Consider the following 22,199-nt stretch of genomic DNA (forward strand, 5'->3'; position numbering starts at 1 on the left):
GGGCGGCTCGGGCGCGATTACCAGACGAGCCGCGCTTCGCCGCGAAATATCGCATCGAACTCCGCAGCAAAGGCCCGTCCTTCACCATGAAGCGTTCGGCTGGCCAAGAGCGTCAGCGGCGCCCGGGAACCCTTGATGCCACGGATCAGGATGCGGGAGGCGCTCGCCCCCTCTCTCGGCGTCAGCGGCAGCAGGGTGATGGCGCCAAAGCGCTGCTCGAAACTGCTCAGCAGTGCACCGAGGCTTTCGGCCGGATAGATGAAAATCACCTCGCCACCCGCAGCAGCCGAACTCGCGGCAGTCTTGATCCACAGATCAAGGCTGGTTTTGTCCATGTGACGGGCGCCCGCTCGCCCACTGTCTGCGGCCAAAGTCCCGGCATTTGCGGTGAAGAAGGGTGGATTGGCGATCACGCTGTCAAAGGCATTGTCGGCGAGTCCGGCCGCCCGGCGCTCCGCGCCTTTGGTGATGAGATCGAGCTGAAGGATAGTGGTCCGCTCCGCAAGCCCGTTCCCGGCGGCATTCTCGCGGGCCAGCTCAACTGCGTCGGCATTTTTCTCCACCAAGGTGGCGTCTGCAGCCTCTTCGTGCTTGAGCGCGACGAAGCCCGCGGTACCAACGCCACATCCGAGGTCCAGTAGGCGCTTAACACCCTTCCGCACTGCCGCCCCGAGCAGCACGCTATCGAGCCCCGCGCGAAAACCGTGGCTTGGCTGCGACAGAGTGAGCCGACCACCCAAAAAGGCGTCGCGCGTTACCGAATGGTGTTTTACAAAGCCGGAAGGCTGGTCTAGGGACATCGCACCCTTAGTGGCCGGTCTGGCGTGACCTTATATGCGCCCGTGCAGCAGGCTCAACCACATTTGCCAAGCGGCAAACGAGGACGGAACAACAGTGTCAGTTCTGACGCAGATCAAACAAGCGCCGGAAGCCAATCCGATCGAGCGGCTCCTGTCGGCAACCGAGGCCGACATGGCCAAGGTCAATGCCCTGATTCTGAGCCGCGCCGACTCCCACGTGGAAATGGTCCCCGAACTGGCCCGTTACCTCATCGAGAGCGGTGGCAAGCGCCTGCGCCCCATGCTGACGGTGGCCGCAGCCCAGCTGTTCGGCAAGGGTTCGGGCTCGGCCATCAATTTCGCGGCGGCCGTGGAGTTCATGCACAATGCTACCCTGCTCCACGACGATGTCGTCGACGAGAGCGACATGCGCCGCGGCAAGCCGGCGGCCCGCATGGTCTGGGGCAATAAGGCCTCGATCCTGGTGGGGGACTTTCTCCTGGGCCAGGCCTTCATGATGATGGTGGAAACCGGCGACATCGGTGCACTCGGCGTCCTTTCGGCCGCCTCTGCCGTCATGGCGGAGGGCGAGGTGTTCCAGCTCGCCAAGACCGGTGACCTTGCCACGACGCCCGAAGACTATGCCGAGGTGATCCGCGCCAAGACCGCCGTTCTGTTCGAGGCAGCGTGCGAAGTGGGTGCCATGTCCGGTGGTGCCGACGAGGCGGGGCGGCAGGCCCTGGCGCGTTACGGCCTTGAACTTGGCAATGCGTTCCAGCTGGTTGACGACGTGCTCGACTACGGCGGTGAATCAGGCGCGCTCGGCAAGAATACCGGCGACGACCTGCGCGAGGGCAAGATGACCCTGCCGGTGATTTTGGCGCTGGGAGAAAGCAACGCGCAGGAGCGCGAGATCATCGCCGGCTCCCTGGGCGATGCCAATGCCACCGCTGAACAGGTGGCCGCAGTGGTTGCCATCATGGAGCGCTATCAGACGCTGGCCCGCACCACCGACCAGGCGCACGGCCATGCCCGCGCCGCCAAGGCGGCACTCGACGTTCTCCCCCCTTCCGAGATGCGGACGCTGCTGGGCGACGTGGTCGAATTCAGCGTCGCCCGCGCCTCATAGCTCTTGCGGCACCAGCAGCGGTGCCGCGGCCACCCAATGATCGGGATGGCTTGCCCGCATGACCTGGGCAGCCTGATGCGCCTGCCCGCTTGAGCCGAAAAGGCCGAACACCGTTGCGCCCGACCCCGACATGCGGGCGAGGATACAACCCTGCGTCTGCGCCAGCTCGTCCACGATGTCACCGATCACGGGAACCAGCTTGACGGCGGGCGGCTGGAGGTCGTTGCGCGTCTCGGCCAGCCAGATCCCCAACTGTGCCGGTCGCGTCAGCGGCGACGGCAGTTCGGGCAGAGGGTAATTGTCATGCGCGCGCAGCCGCCGGAACACGTCGGCCGTGGCCAGCGGGATCATCGGATTGACCAGCACGATGTGGCAGGCCGGGAACTGCGGCAAGGGTGAGAGCACTTCGCCCACGCCACGTGCCACGAGCGGCGCCGATACAAGGCAAGCCGGAACGTCGGCACCCAGGCGGGCCGCCAGCTGCGCGAGCTCTGCAACCGGTATAACTTGGCTTGCCAGCGAGGCCATGAGGCGCAATGCGGCGGCGGCATCGGCCGAGCCGCCACCGATGCCTGCCGCCACCGGCAGGTTCTTGGTCAGGTGCAGTGCCAGACCCGTCTCGACCGCACCCGGCCACCGTGCGCGAAAGGCGGCAACGGCGCGGGATACGAGGTTCCCCTCTCCTGCTGACAGCGTGCTAGCGAATGGACCACCGATTGTGAGCGTATCGGTGCCTGCTGCGGTGGCGGAAAGCTCGTCGGCGAGGTCAGCAAAGACCACTAAACTCTCGAGGTCATGATAGCCGTCTTCACGCCGACGGGTGACGTGCAGCGCAAGGTTGACCTTGGCCGGAGCCAGTTGCACCGGGATGTCGTCCATCAGGGCTATTCGGTCTGGTTGGCTTCGGTAAGCCCGTCAGCCAGCTTGGGCGCCACCCGCTCCTTGACATTGCCCTCTTCATCGACCGAAGCAGCCACATTCCACTGGAACCGCGCCTCTAGCTTGCGCCCGGCCTTCCAGTAGGCATCGCCCAGATGGTCGTTGATCTCGGCATCGTTGGGCCGCAGCATCACGGCGCGCTCCAGCGTCTCCACGGCTTCCTCGATGCGGCCGAGCTTGTAGAAGGCCCAACCCAGCGAGTCGACGATATAGCCATCCTGCGGCTGCGCCTCGACGGCCTTCTCGATCATCTCCAGCGCCGGCTCGAGGTTCATGTCTTGGTCGATCCAGGAATAGCCCAGGTAATTCAGCACCGCCGGCTGATCAGGATTGAGCTCAAGCGCCTTGAGGAAATCCGCCTCCGCCTTCGGCCATTCCTTGGCGCGCTCATAGGCGATGCCGCGCACATAGTAGAAGCGCCAATCGGCCGGGCTGTCACCGCCGGTCAGTTCCAGCGCCTCCGAGTAAACCTCGGCCGCCTTGGTATATTGCTCGTCATAGCGCAGCAGGTCGCCATAGACCGAAAGGGCATCGAGGTCTTCCGGCCGGCTGGTGACGATGTTGTTGAGCCTGCGCAGCGCCTCGCCGCGATCGCCCGTGGCATCGAGGTTGGTCGCGACCCGAACCACCGCCGTGGGCTTCATCGGCGAGGTGATCGGCACCGCCTCGTAGATCACATTGGCGGCCTCGTGCTGGTTGGCCGCATCAAGCAACTGCCCCACGGCCAGCGAGATCACGTCCGCTGAGGGGTCTAGGTAAAGGCCCAGCCGGAGAAAGACCAGCGACAGGTCGAGATTGCCGTCCCGTGACAGCGCGACACCGATGCCGTGGAACATCTCGGCCGCGCCGACCTGCACATTGCTGGCAAATATGCCGGGGCGCTGCCCCGCGTCGATCTGTTCCTTGACCAGCGTCACCACCGGATGAGTCAGGCCCTGATCCTCGTATTGGGCGATAACCTCCTTGGCCTGCTCGAACTCTCCCGAATTGGCGAGGCTGCGGGCATAGACCTCGACGATGCGCGCAACATAGGGCTCAGCATCGAAGGCTCGGCCGGCAAGTTCGATGGCGGTGGCGTTGTCGCCGCTCGATTCCGCCATCAGGGCGCGGTGGAACACCAGGAAGTCTTCAAGACCGGACTGTCCGAGTTCATCCAGCAGCCGGTCGGCTTCATCCTTGCGATTGTCGCCCACCAGCGCCCAGGCCCGGAGGATGCCTGCGGTGATGCCGGTGAAGCTCTCCTGCCCAATGGCGCCCAGCATCTGTTCGGCCGCGCCGTAGCGACGCTCTTTGAGTGCTTCAGTGGCGACCACCAGTTCCGCCAGTTCGTTGTCAGGATCGAGTTCCAGCAGGTGCTTGGCGGTGGATGCCGCCTGTCCGATCTGGCCATCCGCGGCAAAGGCGATGAAGGCGCGTTCCACCAGGATGGGGTTGTCCCATTCACCCTGGGCGGCGTTGTTGAAATAGCGCGCAGCCTCTTCGGTGCGCAGATCCTGAAGGGCTTGCTGCCCCGCCATGTAGGCGCCGGTCACGCTGGTGCGGAACAGCGGCAGGAGGTTGAACTGCTCCAGAGGGCTCGATTGGGCGGTCTGCACCGCCTGGGCCGCAGCGGCAGGTTGCAGCGCCGTGGCCGAGAGCAGCATGGGAACAAGCGCCGCGCGGGCGAAGCGATGCAGAAGCGAAGTCACGAGGCTTGAATCTCCCTTGGGCTCACCCGCCCGTTCTGGCGGCGAAGATTGTCTGTTTTGGGACCGTCCCGCAAGGGCGCGCCACATAGCGTGATGGAGCCAAGGCTACATCCCGACATAGTTGGGCCCGCTGCCTCCTTCGGGTGGCACCCAGGTGATGTTCTGGGCGGGGTCCTTGATGTCGCAGGTCTTGCAATGCACGCAGTTGGCGGCGTGAATGCGGAATATAGGCTCTTCGCCCTCCTCGGCCACTTCGTAGACGCCGGCAGGGCAATAGAGCGGCGCCGGCTCACCATACTTGGGCAGGTTGTCGCGGATGGGTACGGCCGGATCGGCAAGACGTAGATGCACCGGCTGGTCTTCATCGTGCGCGAGGTTCGCCAGATAGACCGAGGACGCGCGGTCGAATGTCAGCTTGCCATCGGGCTTGCCATAGTTGCGGCCGGGAAAGCCTGCTCTCGGCTGAAGACCCTGGTAGTCCCGCTCGCGATGATGCAGCGTGCCCAGCAAGGACCGGCCGAGAATGGCTGAGGTCCAGAGTTCGATTCCGCTCGCCAGCGAGCCGGCAATGGTGCCCAGCCTGCTCCAGAGCGGCTTGATGTTGCGCACGCCCCTCAATTCATCCGCAATACCGGTTGCCATGACGCGGTGACCGAAGTCGGCAATCAGATCGTGCTGGCGCCCTTGAGCGATCGCCGAGGCCACGGCATCGGCCGCCCCGATGCCGGACAGAATGGCATTGTGGATCGCCTTGAGTCGCGGCGCGTTCATGAAGCCGGCCGCGCAACCGATAAGTCCACCTCCGGGAAAGGCGAGCGTAGGAACGGACTGCCATCCGCCTGCGGTGACCGCGCGTGCGCCATAGCTGATGCGGGTACCGCCTTCCAATAGCGAGGCAACCGACTTGTGAATCTTGAAGCGCTGGAACTCGTCGAAGGGGGACAGGGTGGGATCGCGATAATCGAGATAGGTCACCAGCCCTACATAAAGCTTGCGATCTTCCGCATGGTAGACGAAGCCGCCCCCGGCGGTGCCGTTGTCGAGCGGAAAGCCCAGATAGTGGTCGACCTGCCCTGGCCGATGCTTGTCTGCCGAAATCTCCCAGACTTCCTTGATGCCGAGACCATGCTTTTGCGGTTCCCGCTCAAGCTGTTCGCTTGCCATCAGCTGCTTGGCAAGGGAGCCGCGTGCACCTTCGGCGATCAGCGTATATTTGGCTTCGAGCGCTATGCCTTCGGCGAAGCCCGGCTTGGGCGTGCCGTCGGCGTGGCGGCCCAAGTCCCCGGTGATGATGCCCCGTATGGGCGCACCATTGCCCCCCAGAACATCCACGGCAGCCGTCATGGGAAAGATATCAACGCCCAGTTCGGCCGCCTGCTCGCCGAGCCAGCGCACAAGGCTCCCCAAGCTGACGATGACCGCGTTGGGCGTCCGCATCTGCGGCGGCACCAGGGCATGAGGCAGCGCGAAGTCGTGCTTGCTGGTGAGGAAATGATAGGTGTCGGTGGTGACGTCGGGCCCTACCGGCGCTCCCTTGATCCGCCAATCGGGGATCAGCGCATCAAGCCCCACCGGATCCATCACCGCGCCTGAAAGGATATGGCCGCCAAGCTCGGCGGATTTTTCCACCACCGTGACGGCAAGCTCGGGGTGGCGCTGCTTGATGCGGATGGCGGCAGACAGACCCGCAGGACCCGCACCGACGATCAATACATCGGTGGAAAGGGTTTCGCGGGAGCCGACCTCTGCCATATAGGAGTGCCTCATGGAGCCAGGGCGCGGCTGGCCGCGCCAAACGGGCTGTGACATAACAGAGAACATGGCTGAAGATCGACCGCTAAATCACGACGAGATGCTGTCGGTACTCGACTGGTACCGCGCGGCAGGCGTCGATCTCGCGGTGGGCGAGGAGCCGGTCGACCGTTTCGCCCAACGGCCGCCGGCGCGCGTCACCCTGCCGAATGTTCCGGGCCCAGCGGGTGTCGTGGACCGTCCAGCGGAGCCACTGCTGCTCGGTGGCGACCCTTCAGAAGCACGAAGCCTTGCTGCCTCGGCGCAATCCTTGGTGGAGCTGGAACGGCTCCTGGGAGCCTATGACGGTTGCGGGCTCAAGCTCCGGGCTACGCAACTGGTCTTTGCCGACGGTAATCCTGAGGCCGAGATCATGCTGATTGGCGAAGCGCCCGGCGCCGAAGAGGACCGGCAGGGCAAGCCCTTCGTCGGGAAATCGGGACAGTTGCTGGACCGCATGCTGGGTGCCATTGGCCTTGACCGCACCAAGGTCTATATCGCCAACACCGTGCCGTGGCGGCCGCCGGGCAATCGCACGCCGACGCCGGAAGAAATGGCGCTCTGCCTGCCGTTTCTTCATCGCCAGGTCGAGCTGGTTGCTCCGAAACTTGTCATGACGCTTGGCGGCCCTGCCATGCAGACGGTGTTCTCGACGTCCAACGGCATCATCAAGATGCGCGGCAAGTGGAGCGACGTCAGCTTCGGCAACCACGAGGTGGCGGCCATCGCTACCCTGCATCCCGCCTATCTGCTGCGCAATCCAGCCGCCAAGCAGCAGGCTTGGCGCGACATGCTGAGCCTCAAGCTTAGAGCAAGCGAACTGGGCCTCCTCTAAATCTCTGCAGGCATGGCAATTCAGCCCTGCCATTTTCGCCCTGCCGCGCTATCGTCATGCTTGCGTGATTTGCAACGCTCTTCCGATTCAGCACAGCCGAAAGCGTCATGGCCTCTGTAATCAAGATCTATGCCCTCTTCCTGGGCTCCGCTCTTCTTATGTTCGGTGGCGGGCTGCAGGGCCTGCTTCTGTCAGTCCGCGGCGCCGAGGAGGGCTTTTCGCTGCTCGCCCTCGGCCTGATCGGCACCGGCTGGTCGGTTGGGTTCGTCACTGGATCCATCACGGTGCCGCTCGTGGTCCGCAATGTCGGCCATATTCGCGCCTTCTCGGTCATGGCGGCCATCGGCACCGTCACCATCCTGCTCAACCTCCTGCTGGTCAACGACATCAGCTGGATCCTCCTGCGCGCGCTTTCGGGCTTCTGCTTCGCCGGTGCGGCGATGATCGTCGAGAGCTGGCTCAATGAAGTCGCGGAGAACAAGAGCCGGGGCACGATCTTTTCGGTCTACACCACCATCAACATGACGGCTTCCACGGCCGGGCAGATCGCCATGTCGATCACCGGCACGGCAGGCTATGTCCCGTTTATCGTCGGGGCCATCAGCTTCATCTGCGCCGTTCTGCCGACGGCACTAACCTCGAGCCCGCAGCCGCGCCCTCTCGCCTCCGCCAAGCTCGATCTGGGCCTGTTGATCCGCACCTCGCCTGTTGCCGCTGTCGCCGCCTTTTGCTGCGGCATGGCCAATGGCTCCTTCGGTACGCTGGCACCGGTCTATGGCTATGAGCAGGGACTCAACGCCGGCGGCATCGCCTTTCTCTTCGCCATTGCGGCAATTGCCGGCGCTGCCGGGCAGATACCGTTCGGGCGCCTGTCGGACCGGATTGACCGCCGCTGGGTCATGGTCGGCCTGGGCGGCGGCGCAGCGCTCACGGGCGCCGTGATCTTTGTTCTCAATCCCGGCGCCGGCTGGCTCATGTATGTGCTGTTCGCCATCTATGGCCTGACCGCCAATCCGCTCTATGCCATCGCCGTCGCACATGCCAACGACTTTGCACGCGAAGGCGAGTTCGCCCGCGTTGCCGGCGGCATGTTGCTTATCCTGGGCGTGGGTCTGGCCATCGGCCCGACATTGGCATCATTGCTGATGGGCGGCATTTCGCCTGTTGCGCTGTTCTTGGTCACGGCCGTGTTCCACGCCGTGATCACCGGCTTTGCCTATTGGCGCATGAGCCAGCGCAAGAGCCTCGATGCTGCCGACCGTGCGCCGTTCCAGCCCATGGGTAGCGACAAGCAGGTGACGCTCGAAAGCATCGAACTCGATCCGCGCGCCGATGGCGACGCTCCCGAGATGGGTCATGCCGAAGCCCCGGTGCCGGATGAGTTGATGACGCAGAACGAGGATGGACGCGATGTTCAAAACAGCACGGTTTGAGGACCGCCAGTTCAAGCCGCTTTCGATTGCCGTCATCGCTGTTTCCGATACGCGGACGCTGGAAACCGACACCGGCGGAGCGCTGCTCAAGTCACTTCTCGAAGCCGACGGTCACCATTGCGCGCAGCGCCTCGTGGTCCGTGACGAGATCCAACTGATCCGGCAGGCGGTACAGAACCTTGTTGCCGATCCGATGGTGGATGTGGTGCTGACGACCGGCGGCACGGGCTTTTCCGGGCGCGACGTGACACCCGAAGCCGTGGAGCCGCTTTTCGACAAGCGCATGGACGGGTTTTCCGTGCTGTTCCACCAGTATTCGGCGACGACTGTGGGCACCAGTTCCATCCAGTCCCGCGCCACGGCCGGCCTGATCGGCACAACCTTCGTGTTCTGCCTGCCCGGCTCCCGCGGCGCCTGCCGCGATGCCTGGGAAGGCATCCTGACCCATCAGCTCGACTATCGGCACAAGCCTTGCAACTTCGTGGAACTCATGCCGCGGCTCGACGAACGCTGAAACAACAACGGCGCCTGAAGGCGCCGTTGCGAAGTCCAATTTTGATCAGTGACCGTGGCCCATACCTGGCTCCCCACCCGCCGGCTTGCGAATGAAGAAGGCGGCGACGATCGCGAACAGCGAAATGATCGCCCCCACGAGGAATGCCAGGCGAATACCGCCCGCCAGTGCGTCAACCGGCTCGAGCCCTTCCGCCGCAAGGCTGGCGGTGCGGATGGTCATCAGGGCGATGAACAGCGCGATGCCGGCCGCCCCCGCCAGTTGCTGCACCGAACCCAGCACGGCCGAGGCGTGGGAATAAAGCTCCTTGCGCACCGAGCCCATGGACGAGGTGAAGACAGGCGTGAAGATCAGCGCCAGGCCGACACTGATCACCACATGCCCGGCCAGCAGCGCCCAGACCGAAGTGTCCTTGCCGACCAGCGTCAGCGCCCACATGACCAAAGAAACCAGCACGGCGCCCGGCACGGCCAGTACGGTGGGGCCATAGCGGTCATAGAGGCGGCCGACGACGGGACCCATCAAGCCCATGATCAGGCCGCCTGGCAGGAGCAGCAGGCCCGTCTGCAGCGTATCGAGGCCCACCACGCTCTGGGTGTAGATCGGCAGCAGGATCACCGTGCCGAAGAGCGTCATCATGGCCACCAGCATCATGCTGACCGACACCGCATAGTTGCGCGACTGGAAGACACGCAGGTCGAGCAGGGCCTTGTTTTCGTTCTGCAGGCGCAACTGGCGCCAGACGAAGACGGCCATGGCAAGCGCACCGATTGCGATCGGCATCCAAACCGGGATCGGGCCAGCCTCACCCGTATGGGCGAAGCTTTCGCCGAAGCTCGACAGGCCGTAGATCAGCCCACCAAAGGCGAGCGCCGACAGGACGACGGAAGTTACGTCCAGGGGGGCATAGCGTGGCGTCGAGACATTCTGGATCTTGCGGGCACCGAGGGCCAGCGCGCCGACGGCAATCGGCAGTACGAGGATGAACATCCAGCGCCATTCGAGGTTGGCCAGAATGAATCCACCGATCGTTGGGCCGATAGCGGGCGCCACGGACATGACGATGGAGATGTTGCCCATGGTCTTGCCGCGTGCCTCGGGTGGCACCAGGGTCATGACGGTGGTCATCAGCAACGGCATCATGATGGCCGTACCCACTGCTTGCACGACGCGGCCCACGATCAGCAGTTCGATTCCCGGGGCGACGGCGCAAAGCAGCGTGCCCGAGGTGAAGATCGACATGGCCAGCAGGAAGATCGGCCGCGTATTGAGCCGCTGCAGCAGGAAGCCAGTGACCGGGATCACGACCGCCATGGTGAGGAGGAAGGCCGTCGTCAGCCACTGCGCCACGCTGGCCGCCACACCCAGATCGGTCATCAGGTGCGGAATGGCCACGCTCATGATGGTTTCGTTGAGAAACACCACGAAGGTCGAAACCAGCAGGAGGGCAATGACCAGCCGGTTGCGGGCGGCGTCGCTCTGGCTTACCGGTTCGCTTATCGGCATGGCGTCAAATGTTGTTGCGTCGGTACTCATGATATCCCTCAGATGCGACTGTGGCGGCTTCCGGACGACGAACGGGGCCGCCCGATTTCTACAGCACCGTTGAAACTGCTTCGCGACAGCTGCTGTCAGTAGTTGCGCGACTGCAGCCAGCCTCGCGAAGGGTCTGGCTGTCTAGAGCAGCAGCCAGAGAGCGTCTATCGCCTTTATCGCAATTCACCGATGCAAATCGGCATGGCCGGCTCTTCAACTTTGCCGCCGCTCTTCCCATATGTGATCCAGGCAGCAGTCACAGTTCTTGTTTTGTTCTCATTCCCCTGCTACAGGTAAGCGCATGCGGCGCCGTCGCGATTCGACAGCGCGCAGCCGGCAGGAGACGACTTATGGCACTCTATCAGGCACCCTCGTTTGAAGCACTGGAACGGCTGAGCCGCAGCCGCGACGCTGACCTGGCGCGCCGTGAGTTGCTGGACCCGGATCGCATTCGCGGGCGCGGCGCACAAACCAACTTCACCGGCCGCTTCGAGAAGCAGACGCGTGAACGCTTCGACGACGGTTGGGACAATGTGGAGCCCCTGTCGATCTTCGAGACAGTGGAGCATGTCGAACGCGCCAAGACCATCATCACTAGCAATGACAGCCCCGATATCGGCTTCGAGCGCTCGATCAACGCCTATCGTGGCTGCGAGCACGGCTGCTCATATTGCTTCGCCCGGCCAACGCATGCGTTCCTCGGGCATTCGGCGGGCATCGAGTTCGAGCGGGACATCTACGTCAAGGTCAATGCGGTTGAAGCACTGCGGGCGGAGCTCGGCGCCAAGAGCTACAAGGTCAAGCCCATCGCCATGGGGACCAATACCGATCCCTATCAGCCGGCCGAGCGCAAGCACAAGCTGACCCGCGGCATCCTCGAGGTTATGCTGGAAACCCGGCATCCGGTGATGATCACCACCAAGTCGGCGCTGATCATTCGCGACCTCGACCTGCTGACGGAATTGGCCAAGCTTGGCCTCGTGAAGGTCGCAATTTCCATGACATCCATGGACCACAAGCTCAGCCGCAAGATGGAGCCCCGTGCCTCCTCCCCGGCTCGGCGCCTGGAAGCGATCCGCCTGCTCAGCGAAGCGGGAGTGCCGGTCTCGGTGTTCGCCTCGCCCATGATCCCGGCGATCAACGACATGGAACTTGAGCGCATCCTGGATGCCGCAAAGGCCCAGGGCGCGGTCAGCGCTTCCATGATCCTTCTGCGCCTGCCCGGCGAAGTGCGCGATATCTTCCGCGAATGGCTGCTGCGCCATTTTCCGGACCGGGTGCGGCATGTGCTTGCGCTGGTGCGTGACACGCGCGGCGGCAAGGATTACGACTCGCGCTGGGGCACCCGGATGACCGGCGAAGGCCCCTATGCCACGCTTCTGCGGCAGCGTTTCGAGAAGGCGCGCGAGCGCTATGGCCTTGAAGCCAAGCTACCGGGCCTGCGGAACGACCTCTTCATTGCTCCGCGGCTGGAAGACCGGCAGATGAGCCTGTTCTAGCCAGAACTGGTTTCGCGCAGCGCAATGCGCTCGGCGATAAACGCCTGCAGGCCGGGATCATCGTAGCCATCCACCGAGATGACAGCGCCGGCAGCCTCGAGGTCTTCGTGCACGAGGCTTGTGCGGATGCCCACGGTGGCAATACCTGCCGCTGCGGCAGAGGCGATGCCGGTGCGCGAATCCTCGAAGGCCACCGAATGCGCGGCATCAGCACCCAGGAGGCGGAGCCCTTCCAGGTAAGGGAGAGGATGCGGCTTGCCATAGGGCAGTTCGGCGCCGATTACGATGGCCTGAAAGCGGCCGCGCACACCAAGCCCGTCAAGCAGCAGCTCGGCATTGGCGCGCGGGGCATTGGTCACCGCAGCCATGGGCACGCCGTGCCGATCAGCGAAATCCATCAACTCGAACAGGCCCGGAACGGGATGAATGGCTTCGGCGACCAGTTCGCGGAACAGCTTCTCCTTTTCCTCCAGCACCTGCATGCCTGCTTCGGGCGACAGATGCGGCACAAAGCGCGCAGCGATGGCGACGTTGGCCAGCCCCTGCAATTCGCACGAAAAGCGCGCCTTGTCGAAGCTGTGGCCATAGGGCGCGAAGGCGGTGTTGAACGCCTGGAGGTGAATGGGATCGGTATCGGCAAGCGTGCCGTCAATATCGAACAGCAGCGCAGCGCCTGGCTTGAGCTTCATGGAAAAAGTCCGGGAGAAAGTATCAGTATTGCGCCACCTTGCGGGCATAGGCAGCCATAAAATCGAGCGAGGCGGCAACGCCTCGAAGGGAGAGCCGCACGCTCTCGTTCTTGGCGCCCCGCAAGGGCACGATCATGGTGACGGCATTGCGCGCCTTCATGCGCTCGATCAGTTCGGTGCGTTTAGCTTCGTCCACCACATAGAACTGGTTGGTCGTATTGTAGCGCGTTTCAAGATCATTGGCGAAGCTCAGCCGAAGGGGCGCCTCTCCGCCAAAGGCGAGAACAACGGTTCCGTCCAGATCCGGTTCGGCATCGTCAGCGGCCATGGTGATGGCAACATCGAGCTGGCCGTCGAGGCGGTTGCGCAGGATCGTCAGCTTGTAGGCTGGCAGGTTGGCGCTGTTGAGTTCCTCGCTGCCAGTGCTGGCAAAGCAGGAATAGCCGTAATAATCCACCGCATCTTCATTGATCATGTCGGGGCAGGCAGCCAGCCAGTCGCGATGGTATTCCCGCCACTCGCCGCTCGAGTGCCGGAACGGTTCGGCCATGGTCCATCCTGCCGAGAGTATCAGCGTGGCGACGATGATGCCGGTGCGGATGATCATGCGGGTTCTTTCTTTGCTGCCCCCAGCCTACCCATTATAGCAACGGCATTGTGACGGAATAGGCACGAGCCCAAATGGATCAACAATCAGACGTGGTGGTTACCGCCCACAAGGGCGTGAACCTGCTTGAACTGCCGGTGGACGGACCAGTGCTTGCCAGCGAACAGGATGCGGTGGACCTCGTCGGCCTGACCTATGGCACCGACTTCGGCTTCGTCGTGGTGCCAACGGAACGGCTGGACCCCAGGTTCTTCGATCTCAGCAGCAGATTGGCCGGCGCGTTCTTCCAGAAGATGCAGAACTACGGACTGCGCCTGGTGATCCTGGGCGACATCTCGAAGTGGGTGAGTGAAAGCAAGTCGCTGCGCGATTTCGTTGGCGAAACCAACCGCATCGGCAACCACCTCTTCGTGCCGGATCGCGAGGCCCTGCTGGCGCGGCTGTGATTGCTGCGCCGTTGACTTAGGAGGCGTGGCGGGGATGCTGGCGCCATGTTGTTCGATTCGCCCCAGCAGACAGAACCCGACTATAGTCATGAGCGCGAGCTTAGGGCTCGGGGTGCGCGCATCGTGGCGGGTATCGACGAGGCCGGGCGCGGACCCCTGGCGGGGCCGGTCGTGGTCTCGGCCGTGGTGCTGGACCCGCTGGCGATCCCGCCGGGCCTCAACGATTCCAAGAAGCTCACCAAGGAACAGCGCGAGCTCTTGTTCGGCCAGATCATGGATACGGCACTCGCCGTGTCTGTCGTCGTGGCGCCGCCCACGATCATCCTCAGCCACAACATTCGCGGCGCCACGCTCTGGGGCATGGCGCAAGCCGCCCGCAGCCTTGGCGTAGCGCCGGATCGCGTCCTGGTGGACGGCCGCGACGTTCCGCTCGGCCTCCCCTGCGAGGGCACAGCGCTGATCGGTGGCGACGGCCGCAGCGTGTCCATCGCAGCGGCTTCCGTGGTCGCCAAGGTCACGCGCGATCGCATGTGCCAGGTCATGGATTGCGACGCACCGCATTTCGGCTTTGCCGGCCACAAGGGCTATTCGACGCCGCAGCACATGCGCGCGCTCGAAGAGCATGGTCCCTGCCGGCATCATCGGGAGGAATTCGCCCCTGTGCGGGAAGCATGGGCGCGTATCCGGCTCTCGGTGAAAGTCGCCTGAGCGGCTCAACCGCTCCGTCTTAACGTCCCGCTAACTCCTTCAAAACTCTCCATTAACCCTGGCGCGCTATAACGGTCTCGTTAGTACTGCGTTAGGGTTAAGTATATGTTGCGTACCGCGCGTACGGCTGCGTCAGCCGCTGCGGAGGAGGCATCGCGCCTCCCGATCGATACCATTCTTGTGGGCGATTGCATCGACCACATGAATGCCTTGCCGGCCGGCTCCGTCGATCTCATCTTCGCCGATCCACCCTATAACCTGCAGCTCGAGCAGGCGCTGACCCGTCCGGACCAGAGCAAGGTCGACGCGGTGGATGACGCGTGGGACAAGTTCGACAGTTTTGCCCATTACGACCAGTTCACCCGCGCCTGGCTCAAGGCGGCCCGGCGCGTGCTGAAGCCGGATGGTGCCCTCTGGGTCATCGGCTCCTACCACAACATTTTCCGCGTCGGCACGGCGCTCCAGGACCTCGACTACTGGATGCTCAACGACATCGTGTGGCGCAAGGCCAACCCGATGCCGAACTTCCGCGGCACGCGCTTCACCAATGCGCACGAAACGCTGATCTGGGCGGCCCGCTCGCAGAAAAGCCGCGTCACCTTCAACTACGAGGCGATGAAGCTGGCCAATGACGACACGCAGATGCGGTCCGACTGGCTCTTTCCGATCTGCACCGGCGCCGAAAGGCTCAAGGACGAGGACGACGGGAAGGTTCATCCTACGCAGAAGCCCGAAGCGCTGCTCTTCCGGATCCTCAACGCGACGACCAAGCCCGGCGACATCGTGCTCGACCCGTTCTTTGGTACCGGGACGACGGGCGCCGTGGCCCGCAAGCTCGGACGCCACTTCATCGGCATCGAGCGGGAGCAGAGCTATATCAACGCCGCCCTTAAGCGCATCTCGACCATCCGCCCTGGCGTTTTCGAGGCGTTGCAGTCGGTTAAGCCGAAGCGCAAGGAAGCACGCATCCCGTTCGGCTCACTCGTTGAACAAGGTGTGATCGAGCCAGGGGCGCAACTTTTCGACTTAACAAGACGTTACTACGCCATGGTTCGTGCAGACGGCTCGCTCGTCTCGGGCACTCACCAGGGTTCCATCCACAAGGTTGGGGCGCTGGTTCAGGGATCCGAGTCATGCAACGGGTGGACTTTCTGGCACCACGAGCAGAACGGGCGCTCCCTGCCCATCGACGATCTTCGCACGGATATCCGTGCAAAACTTGATTTGCTTTCTGCCTGATCCTGACCTCCAATCATTCAGGCTCTTGAACTGGCCGCCGGTTTGCCCCGGCGGCCTCTTTCTTTTCATGATGCCGACACGCGTTTGATCGCACCATCAAGCCGGCCCGCTAACGGATTGACGGGCTACTTCAGGCCCGCAGCAGCCAGAACCTTGCGGTAAAGCGTCGGCAGGGCCTCACCTTTGAGCGCCTGCGGCTCCGCCCACCAGCCACTGTCGAGCCCGGCTGGAGCGACGTGGGCAGACCACACTTCAAGTTCGAGCCGAAAATGGGTGAAGACGTGCACCACCTGCCCGCGGTGACGCCAATCGCCCTCTGCCGGGTAGGTTGGCGCCGGCAATTCAGAGGCCCAATCGGAGCCTGGCACCTCCGTCATGCCGCCCAACAAGCCCTTGCTCGGGCGGCTCTGAAGATAAACGTCGCCATCTGTGTCCAGCATCACATAGGCATGCCCGTTGCGCACCGGGCGGTCCGCCTTGACCGGCTTGACGGGGTAGATCGTGGGGTTGCCGGTCCTGGTCGCAAGGCAACCCGGCTGGAGCGGGCACAACATGCAAAGCGCCGTGCGTGGCGCGCAGATCGTTGCTCCCAAGTCCATCATCGCCTGCGCATAGTCCCCTGCACGTTGGGGAACTGATTGCTGCAACGCAGCGCGGAGCTCATCCTTGACGTCACGAACCGGCACGGGCAGCCCATGGTAGCGGGCCAGCACCCGGTCCAGATTTCCATCGAGCACTGCCACCGGCTCGTCGAAGCAGATGGCCGCAATGGCGGCGCTGGTATAGGCGCCGATGCCGGGCAGGGTCTGGAGGGCTTCCGCACTCTGCGGAAAGACGCCGCCATGCCGCTCGACCACGGCCTGGGCGCAGGCGTGAAGATTGCGGGCCCTGGCATAGTAACCCAGTCCGGCCCACTCCTTGAGCACGCTATCGAGCGGCGCTGCCGCCAGGTCGTGCACCGTGGGCCAGAGGCTGGTGAAGCGGAGGAAGTAGTTCTTCACCGCCGCCACCGTGGTCTGTTGCAGCATGACCTCGCTCAGCCAAATGCGATAGGGGTCGGGCTTGATGCCGCGCGCCCGGTCGAGCGGGCCCACCCGCCAGGGCAGATCGCGCGCATGGCGATCATACCAGCCGAGCACAGCCGGGGCATCGATGGGAGCAGCGAGGGAAAGATGCATGGTCACCCGATATCGTCTGCGCGGCCTCTGGTTCAAGTGGCAAGCGTTCACCTCCGGACCTGTTGAACTTGCCCCTCGTGCCGGGTGACGGTAATTGTCGGGCATGGCCAAGGACGATCTCCCCGAACCGAAGCGGCGCAACCGCGCGATGAACATCGCCGACGTGCTGTCGGGCGCGCTTGACCCCGTGCTCAAGAAGCGCGGCTTTGCCAGCCGGGACATCATCACGCATTGGAGCGTCATGGCGCCCAGGCCTTATGACGAGGTCGCCATTCCCGACAAGCTCAGCTGGCCACGCGGCGAACGAAGCGAAGAAGGCGCAACGCTGGTTCTGCGCTGCATGCCCGGCCATGCCCTGGCCATTGCCCATGATGCCCCCAAGATCGCTGCCGCGGTCAACCGCTATTTCGGCTTTGTCCTGGTCAACACAGTGCGCCTCTCAGCCGAAGCGTTCAACCCAAACAGCGGCAGCAAGAGCGCCGGGCCGCTGGCACCTGATCCTGCCGTCTCTGCCAAGGTTGAGGCGCAGGTTGCTGCCGTTGCTGACGACGAATTGCGGGACGCGCTGCGCAAGCTGGGTCATGCCGTGACGTCGCGCAGCGAGCGGCATTAGCCACCAAACATCGGCCACAGCGTTCACACCGGGTTGATGAATGTGCCCACTTGCCCACACAATTGCCCCGTGTAGTGTCGCGCAGAACAAAAACAGGAGCGTTAGCCGTGAAATTCAACCGCCGCGAAACCCTTATTCTGGCCGCTGCCGCTTCGGCTCTGAGCCTGTGCGGGGTTGCCACCGCTAATGCTGAGGAAGGCGATATGGTCGACGTGGCCAAGCTGATGGCTCCGGCCGGCGGAATCGCCGATCACGTGATGGGCAGCGACACCGCGCCGGTCACGGTCATCGAATATGCGTCGCCTACCTGCCCGCACTGTGCCGCCTTCTCCAACAATGTGCTGCCCACCTTCATCGAGCAGTATGTGGATACCGGCAAGGTCAAGCTGATCGTGCGGCCCTTCGTGCGCAACGTGCTTGACGCGGCGGTGTTCATGCTGGCCGAGGCTGCCGGCCCCACCAATTACCACAATGTGGTCTCGACCTATTTCAAGACGCAGAACACCTGGGCCGCTTCGCAGGCGCCACGCGACGCCATCCTCGACATCGCCAAGCAGTTGGGCTTTACCCAGGAAAGTTTCGACGCCGCATTGACGAATCAGGAGCTGTTCACCGGGATGGAAGCCGTGCGCGAGCAGGCGCTGAACGAGTTCGGTCTGGCAGGCACCCCGACATTCTATGTCAATGGCAAGACCCTTACCGGTGACAAGACAATGGAGCAGCTTGCGGCGGAAATCGATCCGCTCATTCCTGCCGGTTTCGTCCCCACGACCGGCGCCGCTGAAGCGGCTCCAGCAACCCCCGCTGCTCCAACTCCTGCCGCCGAGGCACCTGCCGCTGCTCCAGCTGCGCCCGCCGAACCCGCTGCCGGCGACGCCATGGCTCCAGCTGCCCCTGCTGCAACGGCCCCAGCGACGCCTGCGCAGTAATCTTCACATCCGCAATCTGCTCCTCTCCCTTGACGGGGGAGGCTGGGAGGGGGTGACGAGAGCCACGATACATAGGCAGTCCGCCCCCCTCTCCACCCCTCCCCGCAAGGGGAAGGGTGCCGCTCCGAGCGTGGAGCGCTGCCAATGAAGTTCTCCCGTCTCAAGCTGCACGGCTTCAAATCATTTTCCGACGAGATGGTGCTCCACATGGAGCCCGGCCTCACCGGCATTGTCGGCCCCAATGGCTGCGGCAAGTCCAACCTTGTGGAAGCCATGCGCTGGGTCATGGGCGAAAGCTCCTACAAGGCCATGCGCGCCTCGGGCATGGATGACGTGATCTTCTCGGGCTCGGGCAATCGCCCGGCGCGCAACTCGGCCGAAGTGACCCTGGTCCTCGATAATTCCGATCGCACCGCCCCGGCCGCCCTCAACACGGCCGACGTGCTCGAAGTCACCCGCCGGATCGAGCGGGAGGCTGGCTCGGTCTACAGGGTGAATGGCAAGGAAGTTCGCGCCCGCGATGTCCAGTTGCTGTTTGCCGATGCGTCGACCGGGGCGCACTCCCCTGCCATGGTCCGCCAAGGCCAAATCGGCGAGTTGATTGCCGCCAAACCCACCGCCCGCCGGGCCCTTCTCGAGGAAGCCGCCGGCATTTCCGGCCTTCATTCGCGCCGGCATGAGGCCGAACTGCGGCTGCGCGCCGCGGAAGCCAATCTGGAACGGGTCGACGATATCATCGCCCAGATCGAGACGCAGCTCGAAACCCTCAAGCGCCAGGCGCGCCTCGCCATCCGCTACCGCTCCCTCAGCGGCGACATTCGCCGTGCAGAGGCGACGCTGGGGCACTTGCGCTGGGTGGCTGCCCGCTTCGCCGAAAAGGACGCGGAGGCGCAGCAGGCGGTGCTGATCCGCCATTTGGCCGAGGCCACGCACAACGAACTCGCCGCCCAGCGCAAGGTGGAAGCGGCAGAGGCGGCCCTCCAGCCTCTGCGCGACAGGGAAGCGGTGACTGGTGCCTTCCTCCAGCGCTACACCATCCTGGCCGAACAGCTGGCCGACGAAGCTCGCCGCGCCAGCCAGCGCCGCGCCGAACTCGAAACCCGCCTCACCCAACTGGCCGCCGACGGCACCCGCGAGCGCGAACTGGTGGCGGAGGCCGAGACGACCCTCGCCGCCTATGTAGAAGAACAGAACCGCCTCCGCGCCGAGGGCGAAGCGGCGCAAGCCGAGTTCGACGCCGCCCGCCACGAGACCGAAAATGCTAGGCGAGCCGTTGCAGCGGCCGAAACCGAGGCTCGCGCCGCCGCCGATCTCCTCGCCCAGGTCCGCGCCCGCCGCATGCAGGCCAGCCGCGCCCGTCAGGATGCCGCGACTCGCCTCGACCGCCTCCGCACGCAACTGCTCGAAGTCGAGCGCGAGGCCGAAACCATCCGCGCCCGCCTCGACGCCGACGAAACCCTCAGCCTCAAGCGCGCGGCCCTCGCTGCGGCCCAGGCCAGCACGAGCGAGGCAGAAACCGCGGCCCTCAGCGCCGAAGAAGCGGCAACCGGGGCGCAGGGCGCCCTGGATGCCGCCCGCCCCCGCCTCAACGAGATCGAAGCTGCACTCAACCGCCTTGAGGCGGAAGCCTCCACCTTGGGCAAGATGCTCAATGTGGGTGCCAGCCTCTGGCCCGCCATTGTCGACCAGCTCAAGGTCGCGCCCGGCTTTGAAACTGCGCTCGGCGCCGCTTTGGGCGACGACCTCGATGCCAGCTCCGATGCCGGCGCGCCCATGCATTGGTCGGTGCCGGTTGACCACACCGACGACGCCGCCCTGCCCCAGGCCGCCGAACCGCTGTCGCGTTATGTCACGGGTTCACCGCTCCTCAAGCGCCGGCTCGACCAGATCGGGCTGATCCACGAGGCCGATGGCCCCAGCCTCATGCATGCACTCAAGCCCGGCCAAAGGCTGGTGACCCTCGAAGGCGCGCTCTGGCGCTGGGACGGCTTCGTCGCCGCTGCCGACGCGCCCAGCGCCGCCGCCCAGCGTCTCGCCCAGCGCAATCGCCTCGCCGAACTCGACGAGGAGATCGCACGGTTTCGCGGTGAACGCAACGCGCACAAAAGAGCAGTCGAAGCGCTCTCGACCGCACTCGATGCCGCCCGGCGCGACGAGCGCCAGAGGCGTGATGCCTGGCGCGCCGCCCAGCACGCCATCGGCACTGCCCAAAGCGAAGTCGACAAGGCGCAGCGCGCCATCGGCGACCTCGCCACGCGGCAATCGGCTCTTGCCGAGGCCCAGAGCCGCCTCGCTGCCCAGCTCACCGAAGCCGAACTGGCGCAAGCCGAAGCCGAACGCCTGCTCGCGGAAGCCGGCACCGAGGATGAAGCCGCCGCCGCGGCCGCATCCCGCCAAGCCGAGCTCACCAAGGCGCGGGAACAGGCTGATCAGGCGCGGCTGAAACTTGGCAACTGGGAAACCACTGCCCGCATGCGCACCAGCCGCCTCGATCAGCTGGAACGCGATGCCACCAGCTGGCAACGCCGCCGTGACGGCGCCCTGGCGCAGCTGGCGACGCTGGACCAGCGCCAGGCCGAGGTTGCCGCGCAGCTGAGCAGCGTCACCGACGCACCCGATGGCCTCGCCGCCCGCCGCACGCAGCTTGAAGGGCAGATCGAAACCGCCAAGATCGAGCACAAGGCGGCTGGCGACACGCTATCGGTCGCCCAGACCGCATGGCGCGAGGCCGACCGGGCCCTCAAGACCGCCAGCGACGCCTTGGGCAATGTCCGCATCGAGCTGACCCGCATCGAAGAGCGCGTCCGCAGCTTCATCGCCCAGCGCCAGCAGATCGAGCGGCAGATCGAGGAAACGCTGGACATCCCTGCCAGCAAGACCCTCGAGGCGTCAGGGATTCGGCCCGAACAGCCTCTCCCCTCCGAAACGGCGACCGAACAAAAGCTTGATCGCCTGAAGGCCGAGCGCGAGCGGCTGGGCGGGGTCAACCTCTCGGCCGAAAAGGAAGCCGTCGAGGTCGAGGAAAAGCTCGACCTTATGGTCAAGGACAAGAACGACCTGATCGAGGCCATCGCCAAGCTGCGTACCGGCATCGCCTCGCTCAACCGCGAAGGCCGCGCCCGCCTCAGCGAAGCCTTCGGCAAGGTCAACGCGCACTTCCAGGAGCTCTTCACCACCCTCTTCGGCGGCGGCACGGCCGAGCTCATCTTCGTCGAAAGCGACGATCCGCTCGAGGCAGGGCTCGAAATCATCGCCCGCCCGCCGGGCAAGAAGCCGCAGACCATGACGCTGCTGTCGGGCGGCGAACAGGCGCTCACCGCCATGTCGCTGATCTTTGCTGTCTTTCTCACCAATCCGGCGCCGATCTGCGTGCTCGACGAAGTCGATGCCCCGCTCGACGACGCCAATGTCGAACGCTTCTGCAACCTTCTCGACTCCATGCGTCAGCGCACCAATACGCGCTTCATGGTGATCACCCACAATCCCATCACCATGAGCCGCATGGACCGCCTGTTCGGCGTCACCATGGCCGAACGCGGCGTCTCACAGCTTGTTTCTGTCGATCTCACCACCGCCGAAAGCTTCCGCGAAGCTGGCTAACAGGTCTTCTCGACAACTCACATCAAATGACGTATATCATACCCGTC

At 64.3% G+C, this 22,199-nt stretch carries 19 protein-coding genes; 11 read left to right on the forward strand and 8 right to left on the reverse strand.

Features of this window, described 5'->3' with window-relative positions; genetic code table 11:
* Positions 1-17: 17 nt before the first annotated feature.
* Entirely contained in the window at positions 18-662 is a 645-nt protein-coding gene (locus tag VIL88_RS16025; protein WP_331990591.1) for a tRNA1(Val) (adenine(37)-N6)-methyltransferase, read from the reverse strand.
* A 172-nt stretch (positions 663-834) separates the two neighbouring features.
* Between VIL88_RS16025 and VIL88_RS16030 the strand changes: the two genes are divergently transcribed.
* Positions 835-1,908: a polyprenyl synthetase family protein gene (locus VIL88_RS16030; RefSeq protein WP_414650148.1), complete on the forward strand. Its 1,074-nt coding sequence runs from the start codon at positions 835-837 to the stop codon at positions 1,906-1,908.
* Here VIL88_RS16030 and VIL88_RS16035 read toward each other — a convergent pair.
* The 3 genes from VIL88_RS16035 to VIL88_RS16045 form a co-directional block, all read right to left on the reverse strand.
* Positions 1,903-2,787: a 4-(cytidine 5'-diphospho)-2-C-methyl-D-erythritol kinase gene (locus tag VIL88_RS16035; RefSeq protein ID WP_331990593.1), complete on the reverse strand. Its 885-nt coding sequence runs from the start codon at positions 2,785-2,787 to the stop codon at positions 1,903-1,905. The two genes, VIL88_RS16030 and VIL88_RS16035, sit on opposite strands and share 6 nt — an antisense overlap.
* Before the next feature lie 5 nt (positions 2,788-2,792).
* On the reverse strand, positions 2,793-4,535 hold the full coding sequence (locus VIL88_RS16040) for a tetratricopeptide repeat protein (RefSeq protein WP_331990594.1): 1,743 nt from the start codon (positions 4,533-4,535) through the stop codon (positions 2,793-2,795).
* Positions 4,536-4,640: 105 nt separating this feature from the next.
* Complete coding sequence (locus VIL88_RS16045; protein WP_331990595.1) at positions 4,641-6,287, reverse strand: electron transfer flavoprotein-ubiquinone oxidoreductase; 1,647 nt, start codon at positions 6,285-6,287, stop codon at positions 4,641-4,643.
* 67 nt (positions 6,288-6,354) lie between these two features.
* On the opposite strand from VIL88_RS16045, the gene VIL88_RS16050 reads away from it, so the two are divergent.
* The 3 genes from VIL88_RS16050 to moaB all read left to right on the forward strand — a co-directional run bounded on the left by VIL88_RS16050 (position 6,355) and on the right by moaB (position 9,108).
* Positions 6,355-7,161 (forward strand): uracil-DNA glycosylase, encoded by an 807-nt coding sequence (locus VIL88_RS16050; RefSeq protein ID WP_331990596.1) that lies wholly within the window; start codon positions 6,355-6,357, stop codon positions 7,159-7,161.
* Positions 7,162-7,268: 107 nt separating this feature from the next.
* On the forward strand, positions 7,269-8,594 hold the full coding sequence (locus VIL88_RS16055) for an MFS transporter (protein WP_331990597.1): 1,326 nt from the start codon (positions 7,269-7,271) through the stop codon (positions 8,592-8,594).
* On the forward strand, positions 8,572-9,108 hold the full coding sequence (gene moaB, locus VIL88_RS16060) for a molybdenum cofactor biosynthesis protein B (protein WP_331990598.1): 537 nt from the start codon (positions 8,572-8,574) through the stop codon (positions 9,106-9,108). Before VIL88_RS16055 ends, moaB begins: the two co-directional genes overlap by 23 nt.
* 45 nt (positions 9,109-9,153) lie before the next feature.
* On the opposite strand, the gene VIL88_RS16065 is transcribed toward moaB, so the two are convergent.
* Positions 9,154-10,644 (reverse strand): MDR family MFS transporter, encoded by a 1,491-nt coding sequence (locus VIL88_RS16065; protein ID WP_331990599.1) that lies wholly within the window; start codon positions 10,642-10,644, stop codon positions 9,154-9,156.
* A gap of 350 nt (positions 10,645-10,994) precedes the next feature.
* On the opposite strand from VIL88_RS16065, the gene VIL88_RS16070 reads away from it, so the two are divergent.
* Positions 10,995-12,143, forward strand: coding sequence for a PA0069 family radical SAM protein (locus VIL88_RS16070; RefSeq protein ID WP_331990600.1), 1,149 nt, complete (start codon positions 10,995-10,997; stop codon positions 12,141-12,143).
* On the opposite strand, the gene VIL88_RS16075 is transcribed toward VIL88_RS16070, so the two are convergent.
* Together VIL88_RS16075 and VIL88_RS16080 are read right to left on the reverse strand one after the other, a co-directional pair.
* Positions 12,140-12,832, reverse strand: a complete 693-nt coding sequence (locus tag VIL88_RS16075; RefSeq protein WP_331990601.1) for an HAD-IA family hydrolase — start codon at positions 12,830-12,832, stop codon at positions 12,140-12,142. The two genes, VIL88_RS16070 and VIL88_RS16075, sit on opposite strands and share 4 nt — an antisense overlap.
* 22 nt (positions 12,833-12,854) lie before the next feature.
* Complete coding sequence (locus tag VIL88_RS16080) at positions 12,855-13,439, reverse strand: hypothetical protein (protein ID WP_331990602.1); 585 nt, start codon at positions 13,437-13,439, stop codon at positions 12,855-12,857.
* Positions 13,440-13,513: 74 nt separating this feature from the next.
* On the opposite strand from VIL88_RS16080, the gene VIL88_RS16085 reads away from it, so the two are divergent.
* The 3 genes from VIL88_RS16085 (at position 13,514) to VIL88_RS16095 (ending at position 15,832) form a co-directional block, all read left to right on the forward strand.
* Entirely contained in the window at positions 13,514-13,885 is a 372-nt protein-coding gene (locus VIL88_RS16085; protein ID WP_331990603.1) for a DUF4180 domain-containing protein, read from the forward strand.
* A gap of 45 nt (positions 13,886-13,930) precedes the next feature.
* Positions 13,931-14,593 (forward strand): ribonuclease HII, encoded by a 663-nt coding sequence (locus tag VIL88_RS16090; protein ID WP_331990604.1) that lies wholly within the window; start codon positions 13,931-13,933, stop codon positions 14,591-14,593.
* Positions 14,594-14,698: 105 nt separating this feature from the next.
* Positions 14,699-15,832 (forward strand): site-specific DNA-methyltransferase, encoded by a 1,134-nt coding sequence (locus VIL88_RS16095; RefSeq protein WP_331990605.1) that lies wholly within the window; start codon positions 14,699-14,701, stop codon positions 15,830-15,832.
* A 125-nt stretch (positions 15,833-15,957) separates the two neighbouring features.
* Here the strand turns inward: VIL88_RS16095 and mutY are convergent, their stop codons facing one another.
* Positions 15,958-17,010, reverse strand: a complete 1,053-nt coding sequence (gene mutY, locus VIL88_RS16100; protein WP_331990606.1) for an A/G-specific adenine glycosylase — start codon at positions 17,008-17,010, stop codon at positions 15,958-15,960.
* A gap of 103 nt (positions 17,011-17,113) precedes the next feature.
* On the opposite strand from mutY, the gene VIL88_RS16105 reads away from it, so the two are divergent.
* The 3 genes from VIL88_RS16105 to smc all read left to right on the forward strand — a co-directional run bounded on the left by VIL88_RS16105 (position 17,114) and on the right by smc (position 22,152).
* On the forward strand, positions 17,114-17,623 hold the full coding sequence (locus VIL88_RS16105; protein ID WP_331990607.1) for a hypothetical protein: 510 nt from the start codon (positions 17,114-17,116) through the stop codon (positions 17,621-17,623).
* A gap of 107 nt (positions 17,624-17,730) precedes the next feature.
* Positions 17,731-18,552, forward strand: a complete 822-nt coding sequence (locus VIL88_RS16110) for a thioredoxin domain-containing protein (protein ID WP_331990608.1) — start codon at positions 17,731-17,733, stop codon at positions 18,550-18,552.
* A 144-nt stretch (positions 18,553-18,696) separates the two neighbouring features.
* Positions 18,697-22,152 carry a chromosome segregation protein SMC gene (gene smc / locus VIL88_RS16115; RefSeq protein WP_331990609.1) on the forward strand — a complete coding sequence of 1,152 codons (3,456 nt, stop codon included), beginning with the start codon at positions 18,697-18,699 and terminating at the stop codon, positions 22,150-22,152.
* The last annotated feature ends 47 nt before the right edge of the window (positions 22,153-22,199 follow it).

The organism is Devosia sp., assembly GCF_036563435.1.
In the GTDB taxonomy this organism is placed as follows: domain Bacteria; phylum Pseudomonadota; class Alphaproteobacteria; order Rhizobiales; family Devosiaceae; genus Devosia.

Bases quoted from the DNA above. Each gene is read 5' to 3' on its own strand.
- VIL88_RS16030 (WP_414650148.1), top strand. From the start codon at position 835: ATGCGCCCGTGCAGCAGGCTCAACCACATTTGCCAAGCGGCAAACGAG.
- VIL88_RS16035 (WP_331990593.1), bottom strand. From the start codon at position 2,787: ATGGACGACATCCCGGTGCAACTGGCTCCGGCCAAGGTCAACCTTGCG.
- VIL88_RS16045 (WP_331990595.1), bottom strand. From the start codon at position 6,287: ATGGCAGAGGTCGGCTCCCGCGAAACCCTTTCCACCGATGTATTGATC.
- VIL88_RS16050 (WP_331990596.1), top strand. From the start codon at position 6,355: ATGGCTGAAGATCGACCGCTAAATCACGACGAGATGCTGTCGGTACTC.
- VIL88_RS16055 (WP_331990597.1), top strand. From the start codon at position 7,269: ATGGCCTCTGTAATCAAGATCTATGCCCTCTTCCTGGGCTCCGCTCTT.
- moaB (WP_331990598.1), top strand. From the start codon at position 8,572: ATGTTCAAAACAGCACGGTTTGAGGACCGCCAGTTCAAGCCGCTTTCG.
- VIL88_RS16065 (WP_331990599.1), bottom strand. From the start codon at position 10,644: ATGAGTACCGACGCAACAACATTTGACGCCATGCCGATAAGCGAACCG.
- VIL88_RS16070 (WP_331990600.1), top strand. From the start codon at position 10,995: ATGGCACTCTATCAGGCACCCTCGTTTGAAGCACTGGAACGGCTGAGC.
- VIL88_RS16075 (WP_331990601.1), bottom strand. From the start codon at position 12,832: ATGAAGCTCAAGCCAGGCGCTGCGCTGCTGTTCGATATTGACGGCACG.
- VIL88_RS16080 (WP_331990602.1), bottom strand. From the start codon at position 13,439: ATGATCATCCGCACCGGCATCATCGTCGCCACGCTGATACTCTCGGCA.
- VIL88_RS16085 (WP_331990603.1), top strand. From the start codon at position 13,514: ATGGATCAACAATCAGACGTGGTGGTTACCGCCCACAAGGGCGTGAAC.
- VIL88_RS16090 (WP_331990604.1), top strand. From the start codon at position 13,931: ATGTTGTTCGATTCGCCCCAGCAGACAGAACCCGACTATAGTCATGAG.
- VIL88_RS16095 (WP_331990605.1), top strand. From the start codon at position 14,699: ATGTTGCGTACCGCGCGTACGGCTGCGTCAGCCGCTGCGGAGGAGGCA.
- mutY (WP_331990606.1), bottom strand. From the start codon at position 17,010: ATGCATCTTTCCCTCGCTGCTCCCATCGATGCCCCGGCTGTGCTCGGC.
- VIL88_RS16105 (WP_331990607.1), top strand. From the start codon at position 17,114: ATGGCCAAGGACGATCTCCCCGAACCGAAGCGGCGCAACCGCGCGATG.
- smc (WP_331990609.1), top strand. From the start codon at position 18,697: ATGAAGTTCTCCCGTCTCAAGCTGCACGGCTTCAAATCATTTTCCGAC.